Genomic DNA, 25,027 nt, shown 5'->3' with positions numbered 1-25,027 from the left:
CACGGCGTGGACGCCGTGCCGCAGAACGAAGAACCAGTCGCTGAGCGGAGAGCCGCAGGCGCGGGAGCCCGCCGGGGCGGAGCCGCGCCGCGCGCAAGCTAGAGGCGACGCAGGACGGCCACGACCTTGCCCAGGACGCTGGCCTCGTCGCCGGGGATCGGGTCGTAGTTGGCGTTGTGCGGGACGAGCCAGACGTGACCGTCCTTGCGCTTGAAGGTCTTGACCGTGGCCTCGCCCTCGATCATGGCCGCCACGATGTCGCCGCTCTCGGCCACCGGCTGCTGGCGGACCACGACCCAGTCGCCGTCGGCGATCGCGGCGTCGATCATCGAGTCGCCGGTGACCTGCAGGAGGAACAGCGTGCCCTCGCCGACGAGCTGCTTGGGCAGCGCGAAGACGTCCTCGACGCTCTCCTCGGCCAGGATCGGCCCACCGGCGGCGATCCGGCCGACGAGCGGGACGTAGGCGGCCGTCGGCCTGCTCACCGTGGGCTCATCGGTGGTGGCGTCGGGATCGACCCAGAGGACGGGCTCGCCGGGCAGGCGCACCTCAAGCGCGCGCGGCCGGTGGGGGTCGCGCCGCAGATACCCCTTGCGCTGCAACGCCGTCAACTGGTGCGACACACTGGACGTGCTCGTCAGCTGGACCGCCTCGCCGATCTCCCGCATGGAGGGCGGATAGCCGCGCTGCTGCACCGAGTCTCGGATCACCTCGAGGATCTTGCGCTGCCTGGGCGTCAAGCCCAGAGAGTCGCGCCGACGCACCGCGAGGTCGGTGACCCCGTTCGCGTCTTCCCGCTCACTCATGCTCTTCCTCCTCGCCCGGCGGGCCGCCTCACCGGCCAGCCTCCCGGTCCGTGGTCTTCGTGTCGCACACAGCGACCGTATCGCTGTTGAAGATCATCTTCAAACAATTGTTCGAGTCTTCCTCGAAATTGTTGCCAGCGTGGTGTACAACATCGTACGGGAGTTCGATCGACACCGTGTTCGATTTGCCGATCTTTGTTGGGCCTTTTCGTCAGGCCACGACGGTGCGGGAGGTCAATCATGCGAGCGACCACGACCACAGACACCACCAGCGACGATGCCAGGCGGCTGACCCTCATCGCGGACGCGATCGGGGGCGGCGGCAGTGGCGCGGACAATACACACGACAACCACTCTGAGCACTATCTAAACGGCAATTCCGATACAAAAACGGCTTCGGCCGGTTTCGAACGCGATCGCGGATGCGAAGATCCCGACGCGGATCCCGGGCCGGGGGTTGCGTCCGGTTCCCAGGGGCAGCCCACGAGGCCCCGCACCGGGCACCGCCCCGTGGCGGGTTCCTCGGGTAGTTCCCTGGGGCGCCCTGTCAGGGGTTCCGTGGGTCGCCCTGTCGAGGGTTCCGCGGGTCGCTCTGCGGTGGGTTCCGCGGGTCGCTCTGTTGCGGGTTCCTCGGGTCGCGCTGTCGGGGGTGCTGCGGGTCGCGCTGTCGGGTCCGAGGGGCGCTCCGTGGGGGATTCCGCGGGGCGCTCCGGGGCGCGTCGCGGGCCGGCGGCTCAGGGAGGGCCGAGGCTGTGGCTGGTGCCGCCGCCGCGCGCGGAGTCCGACGCCGACGCCGATGCGCCGCGTCGAGGGCGACGCCATCCCGATGGCGAGCCGACCGCGCCGAGAGTCCCCCGGGGATATCCGGGTGGGCGTCGAGCGGCCCTGCGTGCGCTCGACGAGGGGCGCGCCGACGGCGAGAGTGGACGAATCCGTGGGGAGGCGGTTTCGTCCGCGCGCCGACCCGGTGCGCCACGAGAGGTAACCCCCAGACGGCAGCCAGGCGTGGCCCAGGGAATCGGCCCAGCGCGGCAACCGGGGGCGGCTCAGGGGGGTGGCCCGGCGCGGAGGTCGAGCCCGGCCCGGAAGATCGGCCCAGCGCGGCAACCGGGCGTGGACCAGGGCAGCCGCCCCCTGCGGCAGCTTGGTGCCGACCAGGGGGTTGGTCCGGCGCGGCAGCCGGGCGTGGACCAGGGCAGCCGCCCCGTGCGGCGGCCTGGTGCCGACCAGGGGGTTGGTCCGGCGCCGCAGCCGGGCGTGCCTCAAGGGGCCGGTTCGGCGCGGCCGGGGGCTGTCAGGGGGCGAGGTGACACGCGCCGACAGGGGAGTGCCAGGAAGCGTGCGAAGGCCCGATCGCAGGGGAGCGTCGACGGGCGGACGGATGCGGGGCGGCAGATGGGCTCGCCGGGCGCGGCACGGCGGGGGAGCGCTGACAGGCGTTCGATGGCTGGACGGCGAGCGGACGCACGTCGGATCGCCCACGGCCCCAGGCAGGGCGGCGCGCCTGCGACGAAAGTGGGCAAGCCGCCGCTGCGGCTGACGCGGCGCGGGCGGATCGTGCTGGTGGTCGGGGTGGCACTGCTCTCTCTCGGCGGGTTCTGGCTGGGCACCCGGGCGGTCGGCCTCGCCTCCGCCGCGCCCGTGACCAACGGCGAGTCCGTGCTGCCGGCGGCGCGGTAGGGGGCGCCGACGCGCTCGGCGAAACCAGGGGGAGACGTTCGGGTGCCGCGCGGCCCCGTCAGGGGCGCGTGCGCGCCCGGGGAGGTCAGGGGGAGATGCTGAGGGGTTGCGCAGGCCCATCGGGGCTCCGGCGTGCTCGGGGAAGCTGGAGTGAGAGGTTCGGGGGGTACGCGGCCCGACCGGGGCGGGGTCGGGGGGTCAGAAGATCTTTCCGATGACCCCTGACTCGAGGACGATGAGCGCGCCGATCACCATGAACACCCCGGGCACGAGCCACTGCCCGTACCGTTCGACGATCTCGATGACCCGCTTGTGCGACCCGAGCCAGGCCCCCGCCACGCACCAAACGGCCACCCCGATGGCGAACACGAGGACGGTCACGACCGTGGGGCCGGTGCCGATCGCCCGGAACACCGGCGTGTAGACGGAGACGTTGTCCGCGCCGTTGGCGACCGTGACCCCCGCCACCGCGACCAGGCCGGACGCGACGGCGGGCGTCGAACCTCCGCCGCCGCGGACGGCCGAGACCAGGCCGCGGACCCCGAGCGCGAACGGGACCAGCCCCAGGAGGCCGACCCAGTCGTCCGGGAGGATGGTCAGGCCGAGGGCCGCGACCACCGACAGGGCCACGAGCGCCGCCACCCCCGCGTACTGGCCGGCCCAGATCTGCCACGCCTTCGGGGCCCCGGTCGTGCGTGCCGACAGGAACAGCACGGTGAGCACGACGAGGTCGTCCACGTTGGTGCCGGCGAACATCCCCGCTGCCGCTGCGACGGTTGTTGCGATCCCGTCCATGGGTGCTGAACCTACCGATTCCGCCGTCAACGGAGGAGTCCGGATCGGTGGGTGAAGTCGTGGCAGGACGGGATGCGCGGTGTCACGCATGTGCCGGTCGATGCTGTTGTGATCGCGGTTCACCTGCGTGTTCATGCACAACCGAAGTGACATGTGTGTGCAGGAACATCGCCGTCCCGGCGGTTGTTGTCGGCGACACACCGGGGAGGACGCGCTGATCAGCGACTTCGACGGGAGGGGGTCCGCCAACTTGCGTTCATGGTCGCGCGCTTCTACGGTTGGACCACAACATCTAGTAGTTACACCGATGTAGTTCACCACACCTTGTGTTTTCCGTGACCGCACCATGGTTCTCCATGGGGCGCGCGTGAGCGTACGGAAAAGGGCTCTTGATGCCTGTGGTGGCCGCGGGTCTCCGGGAGGCGAAAGCGTGCACTGTCCGTTCTGTCGCCATCCTGACACGAGGGTCATCGACAGCCGCTCGACGGACGACGGCGCGGCCATCCGGCGCCGCCGCACCTGTCCCGAGTGCGGGCGCAGGTTCACCACCCAGGAGACCGTGCTCCTGATGGTGAGCAAGCGTAGCGGTGTGACGGAGCCGTTCTCGCGTGACAAGGTCGTCGCCGGCGTGCGACGGGCCTGCCAGGGCAGGCCGGTGAGTGAGGATTCGCTGGCCCAGCTGGGCCAGCGGGTCGAAGAGGCCATCAGAGCCAAGGGCGCGGCCGAGCTTCCCTCGAACGAGGTGGGCCTGGCGATCCTGGGCCCGCTGCGGGAGTTGGACGAGGTGGCCTACCTGCGGTTCGCATCGGTATATCGCGGTTTCGAGAGCCTGGCGGACTTCGAGGCCGAGATCGAACAGTTGAAGGCGGAGAAGGGGGAGTCATGACGGAGACGGTCAGCGGTTCAGTCGCGCGCGGAGGTAAGCGTCCGCGCAAGGGTCTGAAGATGAAGCGGATCTTCACCCAGCCCGGCGTGCATCCGTACGACGAGATCACGTGGGAGCGCCGCGACGTCGTCATGACGAACTGGCGCGACGGCTCGATCAACTTCGAGCAGAGGGGCGTCGAGTTCCCCGAGTTCTGGTCGGTCAACGCGGCCAACATCGTGACGACCAAGTACTTCCGTGGCGCGGTCGGCACGCCGCAGCGCGAGTGGAGCCTGAAGCAGCTCGTCGACCGGGTGGTGAGCGTCTACACCAGGACGGGTGTCGAGAACGGCTACTTCGCCAGCGACGAGGACGCCGAGATCTTCGACCACGAGTTGAAGCACGCCCTGGTCCACCAGGTCTTCGCGTTCAACTCGCCCGTCTGGTTCAACGTGGGCACGCAGAGCCCGCAGCAGGTCAGCGCCTGTTTCATCCTCTCCGTGGACGACCAGATGGAGTCGATCCTGGAGTGGTACAAGGAAGAGGGCGTGATCTTCAAGGGTGGCTCGGGTTCGGGCGTGAACCTGTCGCGGATCCGCTCGTCCAAGGAGTTGCTCTCCAGCGGCGGCACGGCGAGCGGCCCGGTGAGCTTCATGCGCGGCGCCGACGCGAGCGCGGGCACCATCAAGTCCGGCGGCGCGACCCGCCGGGCGGCCAAGATGGTCGTGCTGGACGTCGACCACCCCGACATCGAGGAGTTCATCGAGACGAAGGCGCGCGAGGAGGACAAGATCCGCGCGCTCCGCGACGCCGGGTTCGACATGGACCTGGGCGGCAAGGACATCGTCTCGGTGCAGTACCAGAACGCCAACAACTCGGTTCGCGTGTCCGACGAGTTCATGCGCGCGGTCGAGAAGGGCGGCGACTTCGGCCTGCGCGCCCGCCTGACGGGCGAGGTGATCGAGACGGTCGACGCCCGCGGCCTGTTCCGCAAGATGGCCAAGGCCGCCTGGGAGTGCGCCGACCCCGGCCTGCAGTACGACGACACGATCAACGACTGGCACACCACGCCCGAGACCGGCCGCATCACGGCGTCGAACCCGTGCTCGGAGTACGTGCACCTCGACAACTCCTCGTGCAACCTGGCCAGCATCAACCTGCTGAAGTTCCTGAAGGACGACAACTCCTTCGACGTGCAGAACTTCGTCAAGCTGACCGAGCTGATCATCACCGCGATGGACATCTCGATCACGTTCGCCGACTTCCCGACCGAGAAGATCGGCGAGACCACCCGCGCCTACCGGCAGCTCGGCATCGGCTACGCCAACCTGGGCGCGCTGCTCATGGCCACCGGCCACGCCTACGACTCCGACGGCGGCCGTGCGGTCGCGGGCGCGATCACCAGCCTGATGAACGGCGTCTCCTACCGGCGCAGCGCCGAGCTGGCCGGGGTCGTCGGGGCGTACGACGGCTACGCGCGCAACGCCGAGCCGCACAAGCGGGTCATGCGCAAGCACGCCGCCGCCAACGACGACCTGCGCACGATCGGCTCCATGGACGGGAAGATCCACGCCGAGGCGTCGCGCCAGTGGTCCGAGTGCCTCAAGATCGGTGAGAAGAACGGCTACCGCAACGCCCAGGCGTCGCTGCTGGCCCCGACCGGCACCATCGGTCTGATGATGGACTGCGACACCACCGGCATCGAGCCCGACCTCGCGCTGGTCAAGTTCAAGAAGCTGGTGGGCGGCGGGTCCATGCAGATCGTCAACCAGACGATCCCGCGGGCGCTCAAGCAGCTCGGCTACCAGCAGGAGCAGATCGAGGCGATCGTCGAGTACATCGCCGAGCACGGCCACGTCGTCGACGCCCCCGGCCTCAAGCACGAGCACTACGAGGTGTTCGACTGTGCGATGGGCGAGCGGGCGATCGCGCCGATGGGCCACGTCCGGATGATGGCCGCCACGCAGCCGTTCCTGTCGGGCGCGATCTCCAAGACGGTGAACCTGCCCGAGTCGGCCACGATCGACGACATCGAGCAGGTCTACCTGGAGGGCTGGAAGCTCGGCCTCAAGGCGCTGGCCGTGTACCGCGACAACTGCAAGGTCGGCCAGCCGCTGTCGGTCGCCGGCAAGAAGGACGAGGCCAAGGCCGAGAGCGAGCCCGAGGTCAAGGTCATCGAGGTCAACCGGCCCACCAGGCGCCGGATGCCCAACCAGCGTCCGAGCATGACCACCCGGTTCACGGTCGGCGGCGCGAAGGGCTACATGACGGCGTCGTCCTACCCCGACGACGGTCTGGGCGAGGTCTTCCTCAAGATGTCCAAGCAGGGCTCGACCCTGGCGGGCGTCATGGACGCCTTCTCGGTGGCGATCTCGATCGGCCTCCAGTACGGCGTGCCGCTCGAGACGTACATGAGCAAGTTCGTCAACATGCGCTTCGAGCCCGCCGGGATGACCGACGACCCGGACATCCGGATGGCCACCTCGGTGATGGACTACATCTTCCGCCGCCTGGCCCTCGACCACCTGCCGTACGACGAGCGGGCGGCCCTGGGCATCTTCTCCGCCGCCGAACGCGCCGCCCAGCAGCGCGGCGAGGACCCGGCCGCGCTCGCGGAGACGGTCGACCGCGAGGCGCTCGCCCAGTCGGCGCCGATCGAGGAGAGGCCCAAGCCGGAGCCGGTCAAGGAAGTGACGCTGGAGAGCCACCAGCGCTTCACGGCTGACGCGCCGCTCTGCATGACGTGCGGCACCAAGATGCGTCCCGCGGGGAGCTGCTACGTCTGCGAGGGCTGCGGCTCGACGAGCGGCTGCAGCTAGTTCCGGGCAGGTCACGCCGTGACTGAATAGCCGTTGGCTCAGGGCGCGGGAGTGGGCAGTCGGACCTCGGCTCTCCACTCCCGCGTTGCGTTTCTCTCGAGACGTCGACGATGTCGGATGTCGGTGGAGACGCAGGCCGAGGATGGCTGCTTGTCGTGACATTCGCCCGTGAATCGGGCCGGACGAACATTCGCCCGTGAAGAGGACCGGATGAACGGGGTCATGGCGCGTTCAGCGCCGCGTCGATGGCCGCGCCATTGCGGTCGAGCCATGCCTCGCGCCGCTTGATCTGGTCACCGACGCCCTCGTCCCACATTCTCGCCCACCCGCCGCCACGCTCCTCGGCGATCTGCTTCATCGAGAACCACGACCGCCGCGTCCGCAGCACGGCCACCTCGACGAGCCGCGAGCGGTCGGCGTCCGACAACCGGTAGGCGTCGGCGAGGATCCGGCAGCGACGCGGCACGTCCACCTCCCGCAGCAGCCGGTCGGCGTCGACGGGGTCGCCCAGCGGCGCCCAGTACAGCATCGCGTTGCACATCTCCTCCACCCTGGCGACCGGCTTGGCGACGTCGAAATCGATCAGCGCGGCCGCCTTGCCGTCCCGGAACACGATGTTGTCCGGCGTGTAGTCCATGTGCCCGACCACCTCGGCCGGGTAGGGCGGCGCGGGCGGCATGTCCGGAGGCTCCGAGAACCCGAGGCCGGGCCGCACCCCTTCGGGCACGACGAAGCCCGCGACGGCGTCGTCGTAGTCGCGGACGAGGCGACCGACGGAGGCCAGTCGTTCCTCGTCGGCGATCCACGCCGGCCTCGGCCGCCCGGCGACCTCGCCGGGAACGAAGGTCAGCACCTCGCGCCCGGCCGCGTCGATGCCGAGGAACCGCGGGGCGCCGGTGAACCCGGCCTCCTCCAGATGGCGCAGCAGCGCGTGGACGAGCGGGGCGTTGGGGCCGACCGGACGGCGCACCGTGTCGCCGACACGCACGACCCCCTCGGTGACGTCACCGCCGGCGAGCGGGATCTCGGGATGGGGTTCGGGTGACTCGACGTACCTGGTCATTTCTCCTGGACCAACGGCTCGGGCGGAACCATGATCTTAGGCGATGGACCCCCTGATCGGGGCCCGGTTCCCTGCCCTCGCCGTAACCGGCGCGGCTGTATGGTCGTGCGCGTGGAGCGGTCGACGGGGCCGATGGGCTTCGGGTCGCCCGCCCCCGGCCGGGTCTTTCCGAAAGGGGAGGGCGCGGTGGCTGCTGACCAGCGATCCCCGGCGATTTGAGCCGACTTGTCGAAGAGTCCGGCTGCTCGAAAGAACGAATGAACGGTGCGTGTTATGTTCTCCAGCATGCCGAGGGGGACCGACGAAGTCAGCGAGCCGATGTACTACGTGCTCACCGCGCTGCTCGACGGACCGCTGCACGGGCACGCGATCATGAAGGTGATCATGGAGCTGTCAGGCGGGCGGGTGAAGCCGTCTGTCGGCACGCTCTACGGCATCCTGGAGCGGCTCGGCGATCGCGGGCTGATCGTGGTCGACCGCGAGGAGACGGTCAACGGCCGGGGCCGCCGGTACTTCCGCATCAGCGACTTCGGGCAGGGGGTGCTGGAGGCCGAGGCCCGGCGGATGCAGGAGGCCGCCGCCCTGGTGATGAAGCGCAGCACCGCGCACGCATGACCCCTCTCGAACGCCGGTACCGGTGGTTGTTGCTGGCCTATCCGCGTGCCTACCGTGCCGCCCACGGCTGGGAACTGCTCGGCGTGCTGGTCGACTGCGCCGCTCCGGGGCGTACCGTCCCGGAGTTCAGGGAGGCGGGTGGGCTGGTCGCGGGCGGGCTGCGCGAGCGGGTCAGGCACGCGGCGGGCGGCAACGCCTGGTGGGACGGCCTGCACCTGGGCGTCACCGCCGTGCTGGCCCTGCACCTCGCGACGGTGCTGCCCTATGCGGGGTCCATCCCGTTGTGGGTGGCGCTGTCGGGGTTCGCGCTGCTGGCCGTCCTGCGCGGGTATGTGCGGTTGGCGTTGCCTGTCGTGCTGCTCACCGGGATGAAGGCGACGGCGATCGCGAGCGGCTGGCAGCCCGTGGACGTGACCCTGCTGCCCGTCTATCCGAGTTTCCTGGCCCGCGAGCCGCTGTTCGGCACGAGCGGGCCGGTCGTCGTGGCGCTCGGCTACGGGTTGGCCTGGTTCGGCCTGCTGGCGTTGGCGCTCAGGGGCGGCACCGTCCGTACCAGGTCGTGGTGCTGGTGGGTCGCGGCGCCGCTGGCCGCGTGGGCGGGGCCGGGGTGGATGCCGGAGGGGACGCCGTACCCGATCGGGCTCAGCCGGCTGGTGCTGGAACTGGCGCTGCTCTGCCTGGGCGTGTGGGCGGCGCGGACGGCGCGCGACCCGCGATGGGCGGTGGCGGCGGCTTGCTATCTCACGGCCGTCTCGCTCCGGCTCGGCGAGCACCTGACAGAGCTGACGCACCAGCATCTGGGCTACTGGGGGCTGCTGGCGTTCCTGACGGTGGCGGCGGCGTTCGTCCCGTTCGGGTACCGGAGGCGCGTGCCGAATTGACCGTACTTCGTTGAACGGAATATTGTCCTCGGCATGCTCAAGCGATCATTGGCGGCTTCGGCCGTCCTGGTGTTGCTGGCCGGTTGCGGCACGAACGCGACCGGCCGGCCGTCCACGGCCGCCTCTCCCAAGCAGGGCGCGAAGCAGCGGATCGAGGCCGCCAAGGCGGACTGCTTGAAGGGGAAGGGCTTCAGGTACATCCCGTACGTGGAGCAGCCCAGCATGTCGGACGATGCCAGGAAGGCCTTCTTCGAGGGCGACTACCAGGCGCTGAAGACCCGCAGGTCCAAGTACGGGTTCGAGGTCTTCGCCTTCTTCGTCTATCCGAAGGAGATGGGCAGCCCGGCGGTCAAGCCCGACAACGCCGGCGTCAACCCCAACTTCGCCATCAGGAACGCCCTGTCGGCCGCCCAGCAGAAGTCCTACGACAGGGCGTCGGAGGACTGCGACGGACAGGCGATCACGCAGGTCACCGGCAAGGCCGTCAAGTCCTCCCAGGACCGGGCCGAGAAGACCGAGATCGCGAAGAGGGACGACATCCCGGACGATGACCTGCCCAAGGGACAGTACTTCGAGCCCTCCCACCTCGCTCCCGCCGTCGCCCGCCGTCATCTGGACCGGGAGATCAAGATGGCCCTCGAAGACCTGGAGTGCGGCAGGGGTTTCTACGCCGCCTACCTGCCCAAGTCCCACCTGCTGGAGGAGCAGATCAGCGAGCAGTACGGCCAGTGAGCGCCGACTGGTCGCCCGCTGTCCCGTCCCCAGATGAGAGAACCTTGACAGGCTCCTGCTGACGATCGTCGTCTCCGTCCTTTAGGGCGGAGAGCAGGTCAAATGGGATGTAAGGCCGGCAGGGCTGACGGAGTTGGGAGGTCGTCAGAGCGGTCGCTTGCTGTGATCATCCGTGCAGTCGGAGCCGGCACGGCGTCGCGCCGACCGACCTCGACGGTCGCGGGCTGGGGACTCTGCACCGCACGGGGCGACTTCAGAGGCCGCAGTGCCGTCGGCCGGGTGCTCGCGACGGGTCGCGGGCACCCGGCCGGTCAGATCGGGGTCAGTGGACGGGGCGGCCGGCGATGGGCGACCGGGTGTCCAGGTCCGGGGTGGACCTGACCGTGGTGGGCGGTTCGGTGGGGAACTGGGCGGGGCAGTGCGTCCTCGGCGCGGGCAGCGCGCGGTTGATCAGGTAGTTCTCGATGTGGCCGCGCGCGCAGGTGCTGTTGCGGAACTGGCCGTGGCCGACGCCGTCGTACTCCAGGACGACCGAGCGCGGGATCTGCCGGGCCGCGGCGTAGTTCCACGCCTTCGGGGTGGCCACGTCGTTGGCGGCCTTGATGAGGAGCGTCGGCGGGGTGCCGCTGATCCTGAGCCGGTGCTGCGGGTTGGACACCTTGCCCTGCCAGTTGAGGCAGGTCGTCACGTCACTCCAGAACGGCGAGAGCTCGGTGTGCGGGGCGAGCCTCTTGAGCCTGCGCTGGTAGGCGTCGAGCTCGGCGAAGCTCTTGACGTTCCACTTCCAGTCGGAGCACCAGATGGCCGGGTAGGCGTGGTTGACGGGCTCGTCCGCCGTCGTGTCGGCGAGCTTCCGGGCCGGCTGGGCGTCCGCGAGGGCCTTCAGCAACGAGGCCACCGGGAACCAGGCCGCTCCCGGGTTGTACATGGAGTTGAAGACCTCCGACCGCAGCGCCTCCGCCGGGATCGGGTCGCCGGTCTCCGGGTCGGTGAGGGTGCCCGCCTTGGCCTTGCGGAACAGCTCGTCCCAGACGGCGGTGACGTCCTGGTCGTGCAGGGCGCAGGCGGGGGTGTCACGGCACCACGTGGAGAACGCCAGGAAGGAGCCCTCGAGGTCGTCCGTCGTGGTCTTCAGGTACTCGTAGGCGGAGGTGATGCTGTGGTCCATGTTGGAGTCGATCGCCATCGCCCGGACGCGCTTCGGGAACAGCTCGGCGTACTGCTGGCCGACCTGCGTGCCGTAGGAGATCGCGAAGAAGCTGATCTGGCCCTCGCCGAGCGCCGCGCGGATCGAGTCCACGTCGCGGGCGACGGTCGTGGTGTCGACGTGGTCGAACAGGGGGCCGGTCAGCTCCCGGCAGTTCTGCGACAGCTTGGCGTTGAACGCCAGCAGGTCCCGGTACTCGGCCTCGCTGGCGGGGTAGGTGGCGGGCGTCTGGTTGACCAGGTCCTCGCTGCACAGGATGGGGGTGCTGCGGCCGACGCCGCGCGGGTCCACGCTGACGATGTCGAAGTTCTGGCGCAGCGGGCTGTCGTCGGGGATGCCGCGCCCCATGATGTACGAGTTGAGCCCGGAGCCGCCGGGGCCGCCCGGGTGCACGAACAGCACGCCCTGCCGCTTGGCGGGGTCCAGCGCCTTCAACCGGCCGATGGCCAGGTCGATGGTCGGGCCGCCGGGGTCGGCGTAGTCGAGCGGCACCTTGATGGTCGCGCACTCGCCCTTGTATGTGGTGCCGCACTCCGACCAGGTGATCGCGGCTGGTTCCGCTTCCAGGCGTCGCTCGCTCGAAACGCCCGATTGTGCCGATGCCGTCCCGGCGAGCTGGGTCACCAGCGCGCAACCGGCGACTGCCGCGGCGAACAACCGTAATTTCACTGTTGCGTCCTTCCGAAAGCCTTCACAGGGACACCGAACCGATGTCAATGATCACTCTGACGGACGATGAAGCGCCTTGTGCGGCTTTTGTGCGACGGCAGGTTGGGCTGGTACCGGTTCATGCCGGTAGATCAACCGGCGCGAGCGGGCCGGTCTCCCCTGTGAGGGGGAGGTGGTCGCCCCCGCCGGGGGAGGGAACGCGAGGCCGGTGCCGTGAGGCTGGTCGTCCATGAGCTCCACCACGCTACGCAAGATCGCGGGGTACGGGGCGGCGCTGACGCTGTCGCTGTACCTGGCCGTGAAGATCATCTGGGTGACGGCCGAGCTGATCCGGGGGACCAGCGACTGGCTGGCGCTGAACGCGCTGACCGTGGTCATGGCCGGGGTCGGGGTGACCCTGGCGCTCGCGCTGGCCCAGCGGTGGGGGCTGCGGCTGCCGGCCCTGCCCGTGGTCTTCTTCGCCTGGGTGGGGTACGGGTTCCTGGTCCCGATGATCCCGTACATGGCGGCGGCGTCCCTGCTGGCGCCGAATGTCGAGACCAGCGACGCCACGCCGCTGTGGGAGATGGTGCTGATCTCCGTCGGGTTCGCGGGGATGGCGCTGGGGCTGGCGGTCGGCCTCCCGCTCTACCTGCGCGAGCGCTGGCCGGACGCGTTCGCGGGACGGCTGGGCGGCAGGCGGAGCCCGGCCCTGGCAGGCGCGGTGCTCGCGGGGGCGGCCGTGCTGGCGGTGCTCTGGCTCGGCTGGGCCCTCGGCGGCACCGCCCTCACCCGTCACCCCCTTGATCTGAACGCCAGGCTGATGCTGGGCACCACCGGCGTCTGGACGCTCGCGGGCGCCTGGAGCGCCTGGGCGCTCGGGCTGCGCCGGACGGGCATGCGGAAGTGGCCGGCCGTGGCGCTGGGGTTCACCGTGTCAGGCATGCTGTTCGCCTGGAGCGGGTGGAAGCTCGCGATGGCCCTGCTGGGGCCCGGCGGGTACGTGCCGCCCGAGTATCCGGTCGTGGCGGTGGCCGAGCACGCCGTCGGGGTCCTGGCGGGCGCGGGGCTGTTCGCGCTGGTCCTGCGGGCCGCCCGGCCCCGGGCCTACCTCGTCCGACGTTCAGGTCCTAGCCTGCCTGTGTGAAGTTTGGCGCGACGCTGGCCGTCCTGCTGTCGGCCTGGTTCATGGCCCAGTTCGACTTTTTCGTGGTCAACGTGGCGGCCCCCTCGTTCGAGCGCGAGCTGGAGGCGGGTCCGGCGGCGCTGGAGCTCATCGTCGGCGGGTACGCGTTCACGTACGCGGCCGGCATGATCACTGGCGGGCGGCTCGGCGACCGGTTCGGGTACCGGCGGCTGTTCATCGGCGGGATGGTCGCGTTCACGGTCGCGTCGGTGCTGTGCGGGGTGGCGCTGAACCCGTCCCAGCTGGTCGCGGCCCGGCTGTTACAGGGGCTGGCGGGGGCGGCGATGGTGCCGCAGGTGCTCGCGATGATCTCCGCGGTCTTCCCCGCCGACGAGCGCCCACGCGCCGTCGGCTGGTACGGCGTCGCGGGCGGGCTCGGCTCGATCGCCGGGCAGGTGCTGGGCGGGCTGCTGCTCACGGCCGACCTGTTCGGGCTCGGCTGGCGAGTGATCTTCCTGGTCAACCTGCCCGTCGGCCTGATCGTGGTGCCGCTGGCCGCGAAGCTGCTGCCCCGGGTCGAACCGGCCGGGCGGACGCGGCTGGACCTGCTCGGCGCGTCCGGGCTCGCCGCCGGGCTGGCGCTGCTGCTGGTGCCGCTGGGCCTGGGCAACAGCGCGGGCTGGCCCGCCTGGACGTGGGTCAGCATGGGGCTGAGCGTGCCCGTCCTCGCGCTGACCGGGCGCTGGCAGTACGTCCTGGGAGCGCGCGGCGGGCAGCCTGTGCTGGACCTCGCGCTGCTCAGGATCCGCTCCTACCTGGCGGGCGTGGCCGCGATCACCGCGTTCATGGCCTACTTCGCCTCGTTCATGTTCACGCTGACGCTGCTGCTCCAGGGCGGCCTGAGGTTGACCGCGTTCCAGGCCGGGCTGGCGTTCGCGCCGATGGGCGTGCTGTTCTCGGTCACCTCGCTGCTGGGCACCCGGCTGGTGCGCAGGTACGGGCTGGCCGTGGTGGTGGCCGGAGGCTCGGTGGTCACCTGCGGGCTGCTGATGCTGGCGGTCACGGCGCGGGCCGGGCTGCCGTGGATCATGGCCTCGCTGATGCTCGTCGGCGCCGGCAACGGGCTGGTCGTGCCGCAGCTCATCGGGGCCGCGCTGGTCGAGGTGGAACCGCATCAGGCGGGCATCGGCTCGGGCTTCCTCAGCACCGCCCAGCAGTTCGCCGGCTCCGGGGGCGTCGCCGTGATCGGGGCGGTGTTCTTCGCCGTCGCGGCGGGCGGCGACCACGTCCGCGCGACGCGCTGGTCGGCCGCCGTCGACATCGGCCTCGTCCTGGTCGTGATCGGGGTGGTGGCCTACAACGGGCGCCGGGCTAGCCGGCAGGCGGGACGTCGAGGGCGGTCCCGTACAGCCGGGACACCCGGAGCCTGATCACCAGCCGCCGGTCCGCGACCACCCGGCGCAGGAAGGCGTCCTGGTCGCGCGGCTCGAAACCCGGCTGCATCGCCAGGAGCTCGCGGCCCACCTCGTCGCCCGGCACGGCGCTCACCGGCGACAGCTCGGCCTCGCCCTCGGCCACCGCGTAGGACCAGAAGTCGTCGCTGGCGACGTAGAGGGCGGCCCGGGGGTCCTTGTGGAGGTGGCGCGCCTCGAGCCGGTCGGCGACGGTGGAGACGCGGATGACCTGCTGGTCGGCGTCCCAGGTGTAGACGACGGTGGACAGGTGCGGGTGGCCGCTGGTCTTGTTCGTGGCCAGCGCGCCGAACCGCTGCGCGCCGAGCAGGTGCGTCGCCTGCTCGCCGGTGAGCGAGCGGGGCCCTGGGCCCGCGCCCAGGCCGTGGGCTTCTTGTGACACTTCGCGGCATCCCTTCCGTTGATGAACTTTACCGACCCCATGGCGTGTCGCGCAGATTGGAGGGACATGTTCAGGTTTCAACCGTTCAGGTAGGTTGCTGCGCATGAATGTCGCGATCATCAACGGCCAGGTCGTCCCCGTCGACGGCGATCCCATCGACGGCGGCACGGTGCTGATCAGGGACGGGAAGATCGCCGCGGTGGGCCGGGACGTCGAGGTGCCGTCCGGGGTGCGGGTCGTCGACGCGGCGGGCAGGTGGGTGCTGCCCGGGTTCGTGGAGGCGCACGGGCACCTCGGCGTGCACGAGGAGTCCGAGGGCTGGGCGGGCCAGGACACCAACGAGATGACCGACCCGAACGGCGCCCGGCTGCGCGCTCTGGACGCGATCAACCCCGCCGACCTGGGCTTCGCCGACGCCCTGTCGGGCGGCGTGACCACGGCGGTGATCAAGCCCGGTTCCGGCAACCCCATCGGCGGGCAGACGGTCGCCGTCAAGTGCTGGGGACGGACCGTCGAGGAGATGCTGGTCAGGGAGCCCGTGAGCGTGAAGAGCGCGCTCGGCGAGAACCCGAAGCGCGTCTACGGAGACCAGAAGAAGCTGCCCTCGACCCGGCAGGGCGTCGCCGCGGTGATCCGCGACGCGCTCATGAAGGCGCAGGACTACAAGGCCAAGCGGGCCGCGGCGGTCGCCGAGGGCAAGCCGTTCGACCGCGACGGCACGCTGGAGGTGCTGGTCCGGGTGCTCGACGGCGAGCTGCCCTGGTGCCAGCACACGCACCGCGCCGACGACATCGCGACCGCGCTGCGGCTGGCGAACGAGTTCGGCTACCGCGTGATCATCAACCACGGCACCGAGGGGCACCTGATCGCCGACGTGCTGGCCGCCAGGAACATCCCGGTGATCATCGGGCCGCTGTTCACCAGCAGGTCCAAGGTGGAGCTGCGGCACAGGTCGCTGCGCAACCCCGGCATCCTGGCGCGGGCCGGCGTCGAACTGGCGATCACCACCGACCATCCGGTGGTGCCGATCCACTTCCTCGTGCACCAGGCCACGCTGGCCGTCAAGGAGGGGCTCGACCCCGAGGTGGCGCTGCGGTCGATCACCGTGAACCCGGCACGGATCATGGGGATCGACGACCGGGTGGGCGCGCTGCGTCCGGGCCTGGACGGGGACGTGGTGATCTGGTCGGGCGACCCGCTCGACATCATGAGCCGGGCGTTGCAGGTCTTCGTCTCAGGCCGCGAGGTGTACACGTACGCGGACGGCGAGGGCGTGGTCTCCGACCCGTACTACCGCGAGTCGCAGGGCGCGTAGCCGAGGACGTGCTCGCGCAGCATGCGGCCGACGCCGGGATCGCCCGCCTCGAAGGCCTCGACGAGCGGCTCGTGGTCGGCGGCGTTCTCGTCCGGCCGCATCCTGAACAGCCGGATCGACAGGTGCGTCCACACCTCGACGCCCAGCGACTCCCACACTGACAGCAGCACGGCGTTGCCCGAGGCCGCCACGATCTCCCGGTGGAAGGCGACGCTGTGCCGCACCTGGTCGTCGAGTGAGCCCGCCGCGGCGGCCACGTGCAGGCGGGCCGTGTGCGCCCGCAACTCCTCCAGCCGCGGGACGCCCAGCCGGGCCGCCGTCTCCTCCAGCCCCGCCCGCACCTCGTAGACCTCCCGCAGGTCGGCCGCGGTGAGGGGGCGAACCCTGGCGCCCTTGTTGGGCGACGACTCGATCAGCCTGAGCGCCTCCAGCTCGCGCAGCGCCTCGCGGACCGGCGCCTGGCTGACCTCCAGCTCGGCGGCCACCCGGCGCTCCACGATGCGCTCGCCGGGCTCCCACCGGCCGCTGATCAGGCCCTCGAGCAGTACCTGGCGGATGTGGTCGCGCAGCGGCGACCGCACAACGGGTCTCACGGACGTCGATAGTACGCCCCTAAACAACCAACGATCGATCATAGGGTGTTTAATGGCGTCATGGAGAGAGATCTGGATCCTCAGGAGACCGCCGAGTGGCTGGAGTCGCTCGAGGCGGTCCGGCGCGCGGCCGGCCACGAGCGGGCCGAGTTCCTCCTGAGACGGCTCGCCACGAGTTCGCGTCCCGTCAACACCGTGCCCACCGCCGAGGAGCCCGCCTACCCGGGTGACCTGGAGCTGGAGGAGCGCATCGCCGCCTACGACCGCTGGAACGCCGCCGCGATGGTGACCAGGGGCAGCAAGCTCGGCCTGGGCGGCCACATGGCGACGTACGCGTCCGCCGCCTGGCTGTACGAGGTGGGTTTCAACCACTTCTTCCACGGTACGGACGACCAGGTCTACTTCCAGGGCCACGCCTCGCCGGGCGTCTACGCGCGCGCCTTCCTGGAGGGGCGGCTGAGTGAGGCGCAGCTCGACCTGTTCAGGCGGGAGACCGAGGGCGGGCTGCCGTCGTACCCGCATCCGCGGGCGATGCCGGGCTTCTGGCAGTTCCCCACCGTCTCGATGGGCCTCGGCCCGCTGAACGCGGTCTACCAGGCCAGATTCAACCGCTACCTGCACAACCGCGGCATCAAGGACACCTCCCACAGCCACGTATGGGCCTTCCTCGGCGACGGCGAGATGGACGAGCCCGAGGCCACCGCCGCGCTCACGCTCGCCGCCCGCGAGGGGCTCGACAACCTGACCTTCGTCATCAACTGCAACCTGCAGCGGCTCGACGGCCCGGTACGCGGCAACACCAGCGTCGTGCAGGAGCTGGAGAGCGTCTTCAGGGGCGCGGGCTGGCACGTCGTCAAGGCGCTGTGGGGCCAGGAGTGGGACGACCTGCTCCGCTCCGACGAGCTGGTGGCCCGGCTCGCCGAGACGCCCGACGGCCAGTTCCAGACGTATGCGGCCTCGACCGGCGCGTACATCAGGGAGCGCCTCTTCCACGGCCTGGACGTCCCGTACTCGGACGACGACCTGCGGCGGATCGTCGGCGGTTCGCGGGCCGGGCACGAGCCGCGCAAGGTGCACGCCGCCTACCGCAGGGCGCTCGACCACCGTGGCGGGCCCACGGTGATCCTGGTCCAGACCGTCAAGGGCTGGACCCTCGGCGCGGGCGTGGAGGCCCGCAACGCCAACCACCAGATGAAGAAGCTCACCCAGGACGAGTTCCGGAGCATGCGTGACCGGCTCGGCCTGCCGGTATCGGACGAGGCGCTGAGCGGGGAGCTGCCGCCGTACCTGCACCCGGGCCCCGGCTCGCCCGAGGCGCGCTACCTGGCGGAGCGGCGCGCCGCGCTGGGCGGCCCGATCCCGCACCGCACGGCCGCCTACCGCCCGCTCCCGCCGCCCGCCGACAAGCCCTTCCAGAGCCTGGCGAAGGGCGGTGCCAGGATCGCGACCACGATGGCGTTCGTCCGCCTGGTCAAGGACCTGATGAAGGAGCCGGAGACCGGACGCCGCTGGGTGCCGATCGTCCCCGACGAGGCCCGGACGTTCGGCATGGAGTCGCTGTTCCCGACCGCGAAGATCTACTCGCCGCTGGGCCAGCGCTACGACGCCGTCGACCGCGAGCTGCTGCTGTCGTACAAGGAGGCGGTCGACGGGCAGATCCTCATCGAGGGCATCACCGAGGCCGGGTCGATGGCGTCCTTCACCGCCGCGGCGTCGAGCTACGCCACGCACGGCGAGGCGATGATCCCCTTCTACATCTTCTACTCGATGTTCGGCTGGCAGCGCACCGGCGACCAGATGTGGGCGCTCGCCGACCAGCTCGGCCGCGGGTTCCTGATCGGCGCGACGGCCGGGCGCACCACGATGACGGGTGAGGGCCTCCAGCACGCCGACGGGCACTCCCAGCTGCTCGCCTCGGCCAACCCGGCCTGCCTGGCCTACGACCCGGCGTTCGGCTACGAGGTCGGCGTGATCGTCCGCGAAGGGCTGCGGCGGATGTACGGCGAGGCGGGCGAGGACGTCTTCTACTACCTCACCCTCTACAACGAGCCGCTGCCCCAGCCCGCGATGCCCGAGGGCGTCGAGGAGGGCATCCTCAAGGGCCTCTACCGCTACTCCGCGAACGGCGGCGCCGCGCACCTGCTGGCCAGCGGCACCGCCATCCACTGGGCGCTGGCCGCGCAGCGACTGCTCCAGGACGAGTACGGCCTGGGCGTGGACGTCTGGTCCGTCACCTCCTGGAGCGAGCTGCGCCGCGAGGCCATGGCCACGTCCGGCGTGCCCTATCTCCAGCAGGCCATGGCCGGGGCCGAGGGGCCGGTCGTCGCGGTGAGCGACTGGATGCGGGCGGTGCCCGACCAGATCCAGCCGTGGATCGGCCGCCCGTGGACGTCGCTCGGCACCGACGGGTTCGGCCTGTCCGACACCCGTGAGGCGGCGCGCAGGCACTTCGGCGTCGATCCGCGGTCGATCGCCGACGCGGTGCTCAAGGCCGTCGAGTAGACCTCACGTCTCCGTCTGGTGGCCGCCTGGCCTCCAGACGGGGCGGGCCTCTGGACGGGGTGGCGGGTCAGGCGTTCAGGTGGCGGAGCACGGCCGCCACGCGGCGGTCCAGCTGGTCCGTGGGGGCCAGGTCGAGCTTGGCGAAGATGCTGCGGATGTGCTTGTGCACCGCCCCGTCCGTCACCACCAGACGGGACGCGATCGCCACGTTGCCCAGCCCCTCGGCCATCAGCGCGAGCACCTGCCGCTCCCTGGCCGTCAGCCGGTCCAGCGGGTCGTCCTGGCGGCGGCGGGTGAACAGCTGCGCCACGACCTCCGGGTCGATCGCGGTGCCGCCTCCGGCCACCCGGCGCAGCGCCTCCACGAACTCCTCCACCCGTCCCACCCGCTCCTTGAGCAGGTAGCCGACGCCGCCCACGCCGTCGGCCAGCAGGTCGGTGGCGAAGGCCTGCTCGACGTAGGCCGACAGCACCAGCACCGCCAGCCCGGGCCGCACCCGCCTGGCCTCGACGGCCGCCCTGATCCCCTCGTCGGTATGGGTGGGCGGCATCCGGACGTCCACGACCGCGACGTCCGGGCGGTGCTCCTGGACGGCGAGCAGGAACTCGCCCGGGGTCGGCACGGCCGCCGCCACCTCGAACCCCTCGCCGCCCAGCAGCAGCGCGAGGCCCTCCCTCAGCAGGGCGTCGTCTTCGGCGATCACGATGCGCACGTCGGCTCCAGGGCGTCGTCGGTCATGCTGCGCACGGGAGTTCCACTTCCAGCGTCGTCGGGCCGCCCGCCGGGCTGGCCAGGCTGACCGTCCCGTCGTGCGCCTCGACCCGGTCGCGGATGCCGGCCAGGCCCGTCCCGGCGTCCTCGGCGGCTCCGCCCTTGCCGTCGTCGGTGACCAGGATGCGCAGCGTCCGTCCCGACTGCCGGACCTCGACCTCGACCTGGGCGCTGGACGCGCCGCTGTGCCTGGAGACGTTCGTGAGCGCCTCCGCGACGGCGAAGTAGGCGGTGGCGGCCACCGAGATCGGCACGTTCCGCAGGTCGCCGGACGTCACCCGGCACGGCACGGCGCAGTCGGCGGCCAGCGCGCTCAGCGCGCCGGACAGGCCACGATCCTCCAGGATCGGTGGCAGGATGCCGCGCACGACCCCGCGCAGCTCGGCCAGTGCCTGCTCGGCGGCGGCCTGGGCGCGCTCCATCGCGGGCCGGGCGGCGGCCGGGTCGCGCTCCATCGCCCGGCGGGCCGCCGCGACCATGACCACCACGCCGACGAGCCGGTTCTGCGCGCCGTCGTGCAGCGACCGCTCGATCCTGCGCAGTTCCGCCGCGTGCGCCCGCAGCGCGCCCGCCCGCGTCGCGGTCAGCCTGGCCACCCGCTCCGACAGGTCGACGGACGGGTGCGGGCCGAGCAGCAGCACCCCGGGCCACGCCTGCAGCCGCGCGAGCAGCGGGCCCGCGACCATGGCGATCAGGACCCAGCCGACCCCCATCAGCGACACCGCCAGCGCGCCCGGCCAGGTGGAGACCGGGAACCCGAGCGCCGACCCCCGCTCGCCCACCGGAAGCAGCTCCCACCACAGCGGGAAGGTGATGTCGCGCACGGCGCCGAACGGCAGCAGCATCCCCACCAGCCCGGCCGCCAGCCCCAGCGTGCCATGGCAGGCCAGCCAGCCGAGGTCCCGCCGGTCGGCCGGATCGGCAGACAAAGTCCCCTTCCCGTCCGGACGGGCACGGTCGGCGGGGGCCGACAGGTACGGGGTGACGACGGGCGTGCCCCAGCCGCTCAGCCTGGCCCGCTCGCGCTCCGCGACCGCCCTGGTCAGCGCCCGCGCCTTCGGGGCGAGCAGCAGCCCCACGCCGGCGAGGCAGGCCACGCCCACGCCCAGCCAGGCGAGCAGGGCGCACGCCGCGAGCAGTGCGGTGCCGACCCCGCCCGCGAGGCGTTCGAGCGCCTCGAAGGGATGCCGATTCATGCCGTAACCATATGAGGCCCCCCAAACAGAAACATTCCAGCCTGCTGTACCACCTTCCACCAGAAAGCGGGATTTCTCCTGGTCGTGGCCGTCCCTAGCGTTGCCAGGCATGAACCACTCTCACACCGGTCTGCGCGGCCTGCTCTGGGTGCTCCTCGTCATGGCCGTCTCCGGCAACGCGGTAGCCAGCCTCGCGGGGCTGGGCACGGCGATCTCCCTGCCGTGCGGCATCGTCGCCGTGCTCAGCGCGGCGGGCCTGATCACGCTGTACATCAGGCGGCGGCGCTCGTGAGCGTCGTCACGCTCGGCAACGTCACCAAGAGGTACGGCGACCGGGTGGCGCTCGACGACGTGTCGCTGGAGATCCCGCGCGGCCGGTTCCTGGCCGTGATGGGCCCGTCGGGGTCGGGCAAGAGCACGCTGCTGCACTGCGCGGCCGGGCTCGACGTGCCCACGTCCGGCTCCGTCATCCTCGGCGGCGTGGACATCGGCGGGCTGACCGAGACCCGGCGCACCGTCCTGCGCAGGAAGCACGTCGGGTTCGTGTTCCAGTCGTACAACCTGCTGCCCGCGCTGACCGTCGAGCAGAACATCACGCTGCCGCTGCGGCTCGCCGGAACCGGCGCCGACCGTGCCTGGCTGCGCGCCCTCGTGGACCGGGTGGGCCTGGGCGACCGGCTGCGGCACCGTCCCGCCGAGCTGTCGGGCGGGCAGCAGCAGCGGGCGGCGATCGTCCGGGCGCTGGCGGCCCGTCCCGACGTCGTGTTCGCCGACGAGCCCACCGGCGCGCTCGACCTGCGCAGCGCCCGCGAGGTGCTCGACCTGCTGCGCGAACTGGTGGACGAGCTGGGGCAGACCGTCGTCATGGTCACCCACGATCCCGCGGCGGCGGCCCGCGCGCACGAGGTCCTGGTGATGGCCGACGGCCGTCCCGTCGAGGTGCTGCCGGAGCCCGCTCCGGAGGCCCTGGCGACCAGGCTCACCTCGCTGGGCTCCCGCCTGACCCCGGTCGGGCCATGATCAGGACCGCGCTCGCCATGGCCGGGCTCGGCGGGCTCGTCGTGGTGTTCTGCACCGTCCTGGGCGGCACGGCCCTGGTGACGGGCACGGGCGTCCTCGCCGAGTCGGGGCTGCGCTCGCACGTGACGGCGGACCGGCTGGCGGGGGCCGACGTGGTGGTCACCGCTCCCCAGACGGTCCCCCAGGACGAGGACCTGCCCGTGGCCCTCCCGGAGCGCGCGGTGCTGCCCGCCACGCTGGTCTCCGAGCTGGCCTCGCTCCCGGGTGTCACGTCCGCCACGGGTGACCTGACGTTCCCCGTCGCGGTCACGGACCCGGCGGTGGTCCCGCTCGGCGGGCACGGCTGGTCGTCCGTGACGCTGCCCGGCGCGGTGACCATCTCCGGCGTGCCGCCCATGCGGCCCGGCGAGGTGGCGCTCTCCGCGGACGCCCTGCCCGGGGCGCGCCTCGGCGGCGACGTCCAGCTGACGGCGGGCGGCCACCCGGGCCGGTACCGCGTCACCGCCCTGGTCGGCAAGCCGGGCGCGTCCGGTTCCCTGCCGCCGGAGGCGTACTTCTCCGACGCCACCGCCGCCACGCTGGCCGGGCGGGACGCGGGGCCGCGCAAGGGGACCGTCGATCTCGTCGCGCTGCGCGGCGACGGCCGCCCGGAGGCGCTCGCCCAGGAGGTCAGGCGGCACCTGGGGAAGCGGTACGAGGTCGCGACGGGAGACGGCAAGGGCGACGCCGAGGTGCCGGGGGCGGCGGCCTCGCGGGCGTTGCTGCTGGTCATCGCGGGCTCGCTGGCTGGGATCACGCTGCTCGTCGTCGGCTTCGTCGTCGCGGGGGCGCTGTCGCTCTCCATCACCAGGCAGCGAAGGGACCTCGCGCTGCTGCGCTCGGCGGGCGCGACACCCCGTCAGGTGCGCGCGCTCGTGGCCGCGCAGGGCGTCGTGGGCGCGCTGCTCGCGCTGGCGCCGGGCGCCGCGCTCGGCTACCTGCTCGCCGGCCGTTTCGGCGACCTGCTCACCGGGCTCGGCGTGCTTCCGGCGCGCCTGCCGCTCACCTGGAGCCCGCTGCCGGCCGTCGCCGCCATGCTGCTGATGCCGGCCGTGGTGCGGGTGTCGGCGTGGGCGTGCTCGCTGCGCGTGTCCCGGATGCCGGCGGTCGCCGCCGTGTCGGAGGCGCAGAGCGAGCCGCGCACGCCCTCGCCGGTGCGCGCCAGGGCCGGGCTGCTGCTGATCGTCGCCACGGTCCCGCTGTCGTCGGTGCCGCTGCTCGTCCGTTCGGACGCGGGCGCGGCCGGCACCGCCCTGACCGGGGTCCTCGCGGTGATCGGGCTCGGGCTGTCGGGGCCCTGGCTGGTGCAGCGCGGCGCCGGGCTGCTGGCCGACCGGCTGCCGGACAGGCTGCCCGCGCCCGCGTGGCTCGCCGTGGCGAACGCGCACGGCCACGCGCTCAGGACGGCGGGGGCCGTGGCGGCGCTCGGCATGGTCGTCACGCTGACGCTCGGCTACACCCTGACCCAGACCACCGTCATGGCGGCGGCCGCGAACGACCTCGCCGAGGGCACCCGCGCCGACCTGACGCTCACCGCACCCGCGCTGGGCGGCATCCCGCGCGGGCTGCTCGCCGAGGTCAGGGCCACGCCGGGAGTGGCGGCGGCCACCGCGACGGCCACGACCACCGTGCTGATCCCGTACCGGGAGGACGGCAGGGACAAGATCGACTCCAGCCCGGCGCTCGTCCTCGGCCCTGACGCCGAGGGGCTCGTGGATCTCGGCGTCACCAAGGGCGGCCTGTCCGGTCTCACCGGCGCGACCATCGCCGTGGCCGACCGGTCGGCCGTCGTCGGCGAGGAACGTCCGCTGATCCTCGGCGACGGCACCAGGGTGCGGGCCCGCGTGGTGGCGACGTACGCGCGCGGGCTGGGTTTCGGCTCCGTCGTGCTCTCCCGCGACCTGGCCGCCGGCCACACCACTTCCGGCCTCGACGGCGCCGTCCTGGTACGCCTGGCCGGGGCGGAGCCTCTCACCGCCGCCTGGCCGGGAGTGGAGGCGTCGAGAGACCCGGTCGGCGGCGGAGCCGGCCGGGTGCCGCCCGAGGTGTGGGTGAACCTCGCGCTGCTCGCCGTGCTGCTCGGATACGTGCTGGTCACGGTGGCCAACCGGCTGGTCGCCAGCACGGCGGGACGCGGCGCCGAGCTGGCCGCGCTCCGCCGGGTCGGAGCCACGCCCGGCCAGCTCAGGGCGATGCTCCGCGGCGAGGCGCTGCTGGTCGCGGTGGCGGCCGTGGCCGGGGGCGTGCTGCTGTCGGCCGTGCCGCTGGGGCTGCTCGGCCTCGGCTTCCTCGGCCGTCCGTGGCCAGCGGGCCCGGGATGGCTGCTCCCCGCGACAGCCCTCGCCGTGGGCGTGATCGCCTGGCTCGCCCACGAGCTGCCCGGCAGGCGCCTGCTCCGTACGTCCTGAGGAGACGTCCCGGCGGGCAGAGGAGTCAGCCGGGCTCGTCGGAGTCACCGATGACGATGGGGTGACCGAGGCCGCGCACACCAGGAGGAAGA

The 25,027-nt window shown here is 71.8% G+C and carries 21 protein-coding genes; 13 read left to right on the top strand and 8 right to left on the bottom strand.

Going from position 1 to position 25,027, the window contains the following annotated elements; all coding sequences use genetic code 11:
• Window positions 1-98 precede the first annotated feature (98 nt).
• Complete coding sequence (gene lexA, locus ABT294_RS32440; protein ID WP_350810113.1) at window positions 99-806, bottom strand: transcriptional repressor LexA; 708 nt, start codon at window positions 804-806, stop codon at window positions 99-101.
• Between the two features lie 1,443 nt (window positions 807-2,249).
• Between lexA and ABT294_RS32435 the strand changes: the two genes are divergently transcribed.
• Entirely contained in the window at window positions 2,250-2,486 is a 237-nt protein-coding gene (locus ABT294_RS32435; RefSeq protein WP_350810112.1) for a hypothetical protein, read from the top strand.
• A gap of 198 nt (window positions 2,487-2,684) precedes the next feature.
• Here ABT294_RS32435 and ABT294_RS32430 read toward each other — a convergent pair whose 3' ends face one another.
• Window positions 2,685-3,281 carry a cadmium resistance transporter gene (locus ABT294_RS32430; protein WP_350810111.1) on the bottom strand — a complete coding sequence of 199 codons (597 nt, stop codon included), beginning with the start codon at window positions 3,279-3,281 and terminating at the stop codon, window positions 2,685-2,687.
• Window positions 3,282-3,711: 430 nt separating this feature from the next.
• On the opposite strand from ABT294_RS32430, the gene nrdR reads away from it, so the two are divergent.
• Complete coding sequence (gene nrdR, locus ABT294_RS32425; RefSeq protein WP_185087106.1) at window positions 3,712-4,167, top strand: transcriptional regulator NrdR; 456 nt, start codon at window positions 3,712-3,714, stop codon at window positions 4,165-4,167.
• Window positions 4,164-6,965 carry a vitamin B12-dependent ribonucleotide reductase gene (locus ABT294_RS32420; protein ID WP_350810110.1) on the top strand — a complete coding sequence of 934 codons (2,802 nt, stop codon included), beginning with the start codon at window positions 4,164-4,166 and terminating at the stop codon, window positions 6,963-6,965. Before nrdR ends, ABT294_RS32420 begins: the two co-directional genes overlap by 4 nt.
• A 220-nt stretch (window positions 6,966-7,185) precedes the next feature.
• On the opposite strand, the gene ABT294_RS32415 is transcribed toward ABT294_RS32420, so the two are convergent.
• Window positions 7,186-8,028 (bottom strand): phosphotransferase, encoded by an 843-nt coding sequence (locus ABT294_RS32415; protein ID WP_350810109.1) that lies wholly within the window; start codon window positions 8,026-8,028, stop codon window positions 7,186-7,188.
• Between the two features lie 285 nt (window positions 8,029-8,313).
• On the opposite strand from ABT294_RS32415, the gene ABT294_RS32410 reads away from it, so the two are divergent.
• From ABT294_RS32410 to ABT294_RS32400, 3 genes are read left to right on the top strand one after another with little or no spacing between them, the layout of a single operon-like run.
• Entirely contained in the window at window positions 8,314-8,643 is a 330-nt protein-coding gene (locus tag ABT294_RS32410; protein WP_350810108.1) for a PadR family transcriptional regulator, read from the top strand.
• Window positions 8,640-9,524 carry a hypothetical protein gene (locus ABT294_RS32405; RefSeq protein ID WP_350810107.1) on the top strand — a complete coding sequence of 295 codons (885 nt, stop codon included), beginning with the start codon at window positions 8,640-8,642 and terminating at the stop codon, window positions 9,522-9,524. Before ABT294_RS32410 ends, ABT294_RS32405 begins: the two co-directional genes overlap by 4 nt.
• A 33-nt stretch (window positions 9,525-9,557) precedes the next feature.
• Complete coding sequence (locus ABT294_RS32400) at window positions 9,558-10,256, top strand: hypothetical protein (RefSeq protein ID WP_350810106.1); 699 nt, start codon at window positions 9,558-9,560, stop codon at window positions 10,254-10,256.
• Window positions 10,257-10,578: 322 nt separating this feature from the next.
• On the opposite strand, the gene ABT294_RS32395 is transcribed toward ABT294_RS32400, so the two are convergent.
• Window positions 10,579-12,132 carry an alpha/beta fold hydrolase gene (locus ABT294_RS32395; RefSeq protein ID WP_350810105.1) on the bottom strand — a complete coding sequence of 518 codons (1,554 nt, stop codon included), beginning with the start codon at window positions 12,130-12,132 and terminating at the stop codon, window positions 10,579-10,581.
• A gap of 229 nt (window positions 12,133-12,361) precedes the next feature.
• Between ABT294_RS32395 and ABT294_RS32390 the strand changes: the two genes are divergently transcribed.
• Together ABT294_RS32390 and ABT294_RS32385 are read left to right on the top strand one after the other, a co-directional pair.
• Window positions 12,362-13,258, top strand: a complete 897-nt coding sequence (locus ABT294_RS32390) for a hypothetical protein (protein ID WP_350810104.1) — start codon at window positions 12,362-12,364, stop codon at window positions 13,256-13,258.
• Window positions 13,255-14,667 carry an MFS transporter gene (locus ABT294_RS32385; RefSeq protein ID WP_350810103.1) on the top strand — a complete coding sequence of 471 codons (1,413 nt, stop codon included), beginning with the start codon at window positions 13,255-13,257 and terminating at the stop codon, window positions 14,665-14,667. Before ABT294_RS32390 ends, ABT294_RS32385 begins: the two co-directional genes overlap by 4 nt.
• Here ABT294_RS32385 and ABT294_RS32380 read toward each other — a convergent pair.
• Window positions 14,609-15,091 carry a TIGR03618 family F420-dependent PPOX class oxidoreductase gene (locus tag ABT294_RS32380; protein ID WP_350810102.1) on the bottom strand — a complete coding sequence of 161 codons (483 nt, stop codon included), beginning with the start codon at window positions 15,089-15,091 and terminating at the stop codon, window positions 14,609-14,611. The genes ABT294_RS32385 and ABT294_RS32380 overlap by 59 nt on opposite strands.
• 103 nt (window positions 15,092-15,194) lie before the next feature.
• Here ABT294_RS32380 and ABT294_RS32375 point away from each other — a divergent pair, with 103 nt between their 5' ends.
• Window positions 15,195-16,406, top strand: coding sequence for an amidohydrolase (locus ABT294_RS32375; protein WP_350810101.1), 1,212 nt, complete (start codon window positions 15,195-15,197; stop codon window positions 16,404-16,406).
• Here the strand turns inward: ABT294_RS32375 and ABT294_RS32370 are convergent.
• Entirely contained in the window at window positions 16,382-17,041 is a 660-nt protein-coding gene (locus tag ABT294_RS32370) for a GntR family transcriptional regulator (protein ID WP_502912179.1), read from the bottom strand. The two genes, ABT294_RS32375 and ABT294_RS32370, sit on opposite strands and share 25 nt — an antisense overlap.
• Before the next feature lie 18 nt (window positions 17,042-17,059).
• Between ABT294_RS32370 and aceE the strand changes: the two genes are divergently transcribed.
• The gene (gene aceE / locus ABT294_RS32365; RefSeq protein WP_350810099.1) at window positions 17,060-19,501 is read left to right on the top strand and encodes a pyruvate dehydrogenase (acetyl-transferring), homodimeric type; all 2,442 of its coding nucleotides are present in this window, start codon (window positions 17,060-17,062) and stop codon (window positions 19,499-19,501) included.
• Window positions 19,502-19,568: 67 nt separating this feature from the next.
• Here aceE and ABT294_RS32360 read toward each other — a convergent pair whose 3' ends face one another.
• Together ABT294_RS32360 and ABT294_RS32355 are read right to left on the bottom strand one after the other, a co-directional pair.
• Window positions 19,569-20,213: a response regulator gene (locus ABT294_RS32360; protein WP_350810098.1), complete on the bottom strand. Its 645-nt coding sequence runs from the start codon at window positions 20,211-20,213 to the stop codon at window positions 19,569-19,571.
• Window positions 20,214-20,235: 22 nt separating this feature from the next.
• On the bottom strand, window positions 20,236-21,468 hold the full coding sequence (locus ABT294_RS32355) for a sensor histidine kinase (protein WP_350810097.1): 1,233 nt from the start codon (window positions 21,466-21,468) through the stop codon (window positions 20,236-20,238).
• 109 nt (window positions 21,469-21,577) lie between these two features.
• Between ABT294_RS32355 and ABT294_RS32350 the strand changes: the two genes are divergently transcribed.
• Genes ABT294_RS32350 through ABT294_RS32340 form a run of 3 tightly spaced genes read left to right on the top strand, consistent with a single transcriptional unit; the run spans window position 21,578 to window position 24,935 of the window.
• Complete coding sequence (locus tag ABT294_RS32350) at window positions 21,578-21,760, top strand: hypothetical protein (protein ID WP_350810096.1); 183 nt, start codon at window positions 21,578-21,580, stop codon at window positions 21,758-21,760.
• On the top strand, window positions 21,757-22,488 hold the full coding sequence (locus ABT294_RS32345) for an ABC transporter ATP-binding protein (protein ID WP_350810095.1): 732 nt from the start codon (window positions 21,757-21,759) through the stop codon (window positions 22,486-22,488). Before ABT294_RS32350 ends, ABT294_RS32345 begins: the two co-directional genes overlap by 4 nt.
• A complete protein-coding gene (locus ABT294_RS32340; protein ID WP_350810094.1) occupies window positions 22,485-24,935 on the top strand; it encodes an FtsX-like permease family protein in 2,451 nt (816 codons plus the stop codon). The genes ABT294_RS32345 and ABT294_RS32340 overlap by 4 nt, the downstream gene beginning before the upstream one ends.
• Window positions 24,936-25,027: the final 92 nt, after the last annotated feature.

Source organism: Nonomuraea sp. NPDC000554 (assembly GCF_040300065.1).
Classification (GTDB): domain Bacteria; phylum Actinomycetota; class Actinomycetes; order Streptosporangiales; family Streptosporangiaceae; genus Nonomuraea.
The sequence above is the reverse complement of the archived record's forward strand: the minus strand, read 5'-3'. Positions and strand labels throughout refer to the sequence as shown.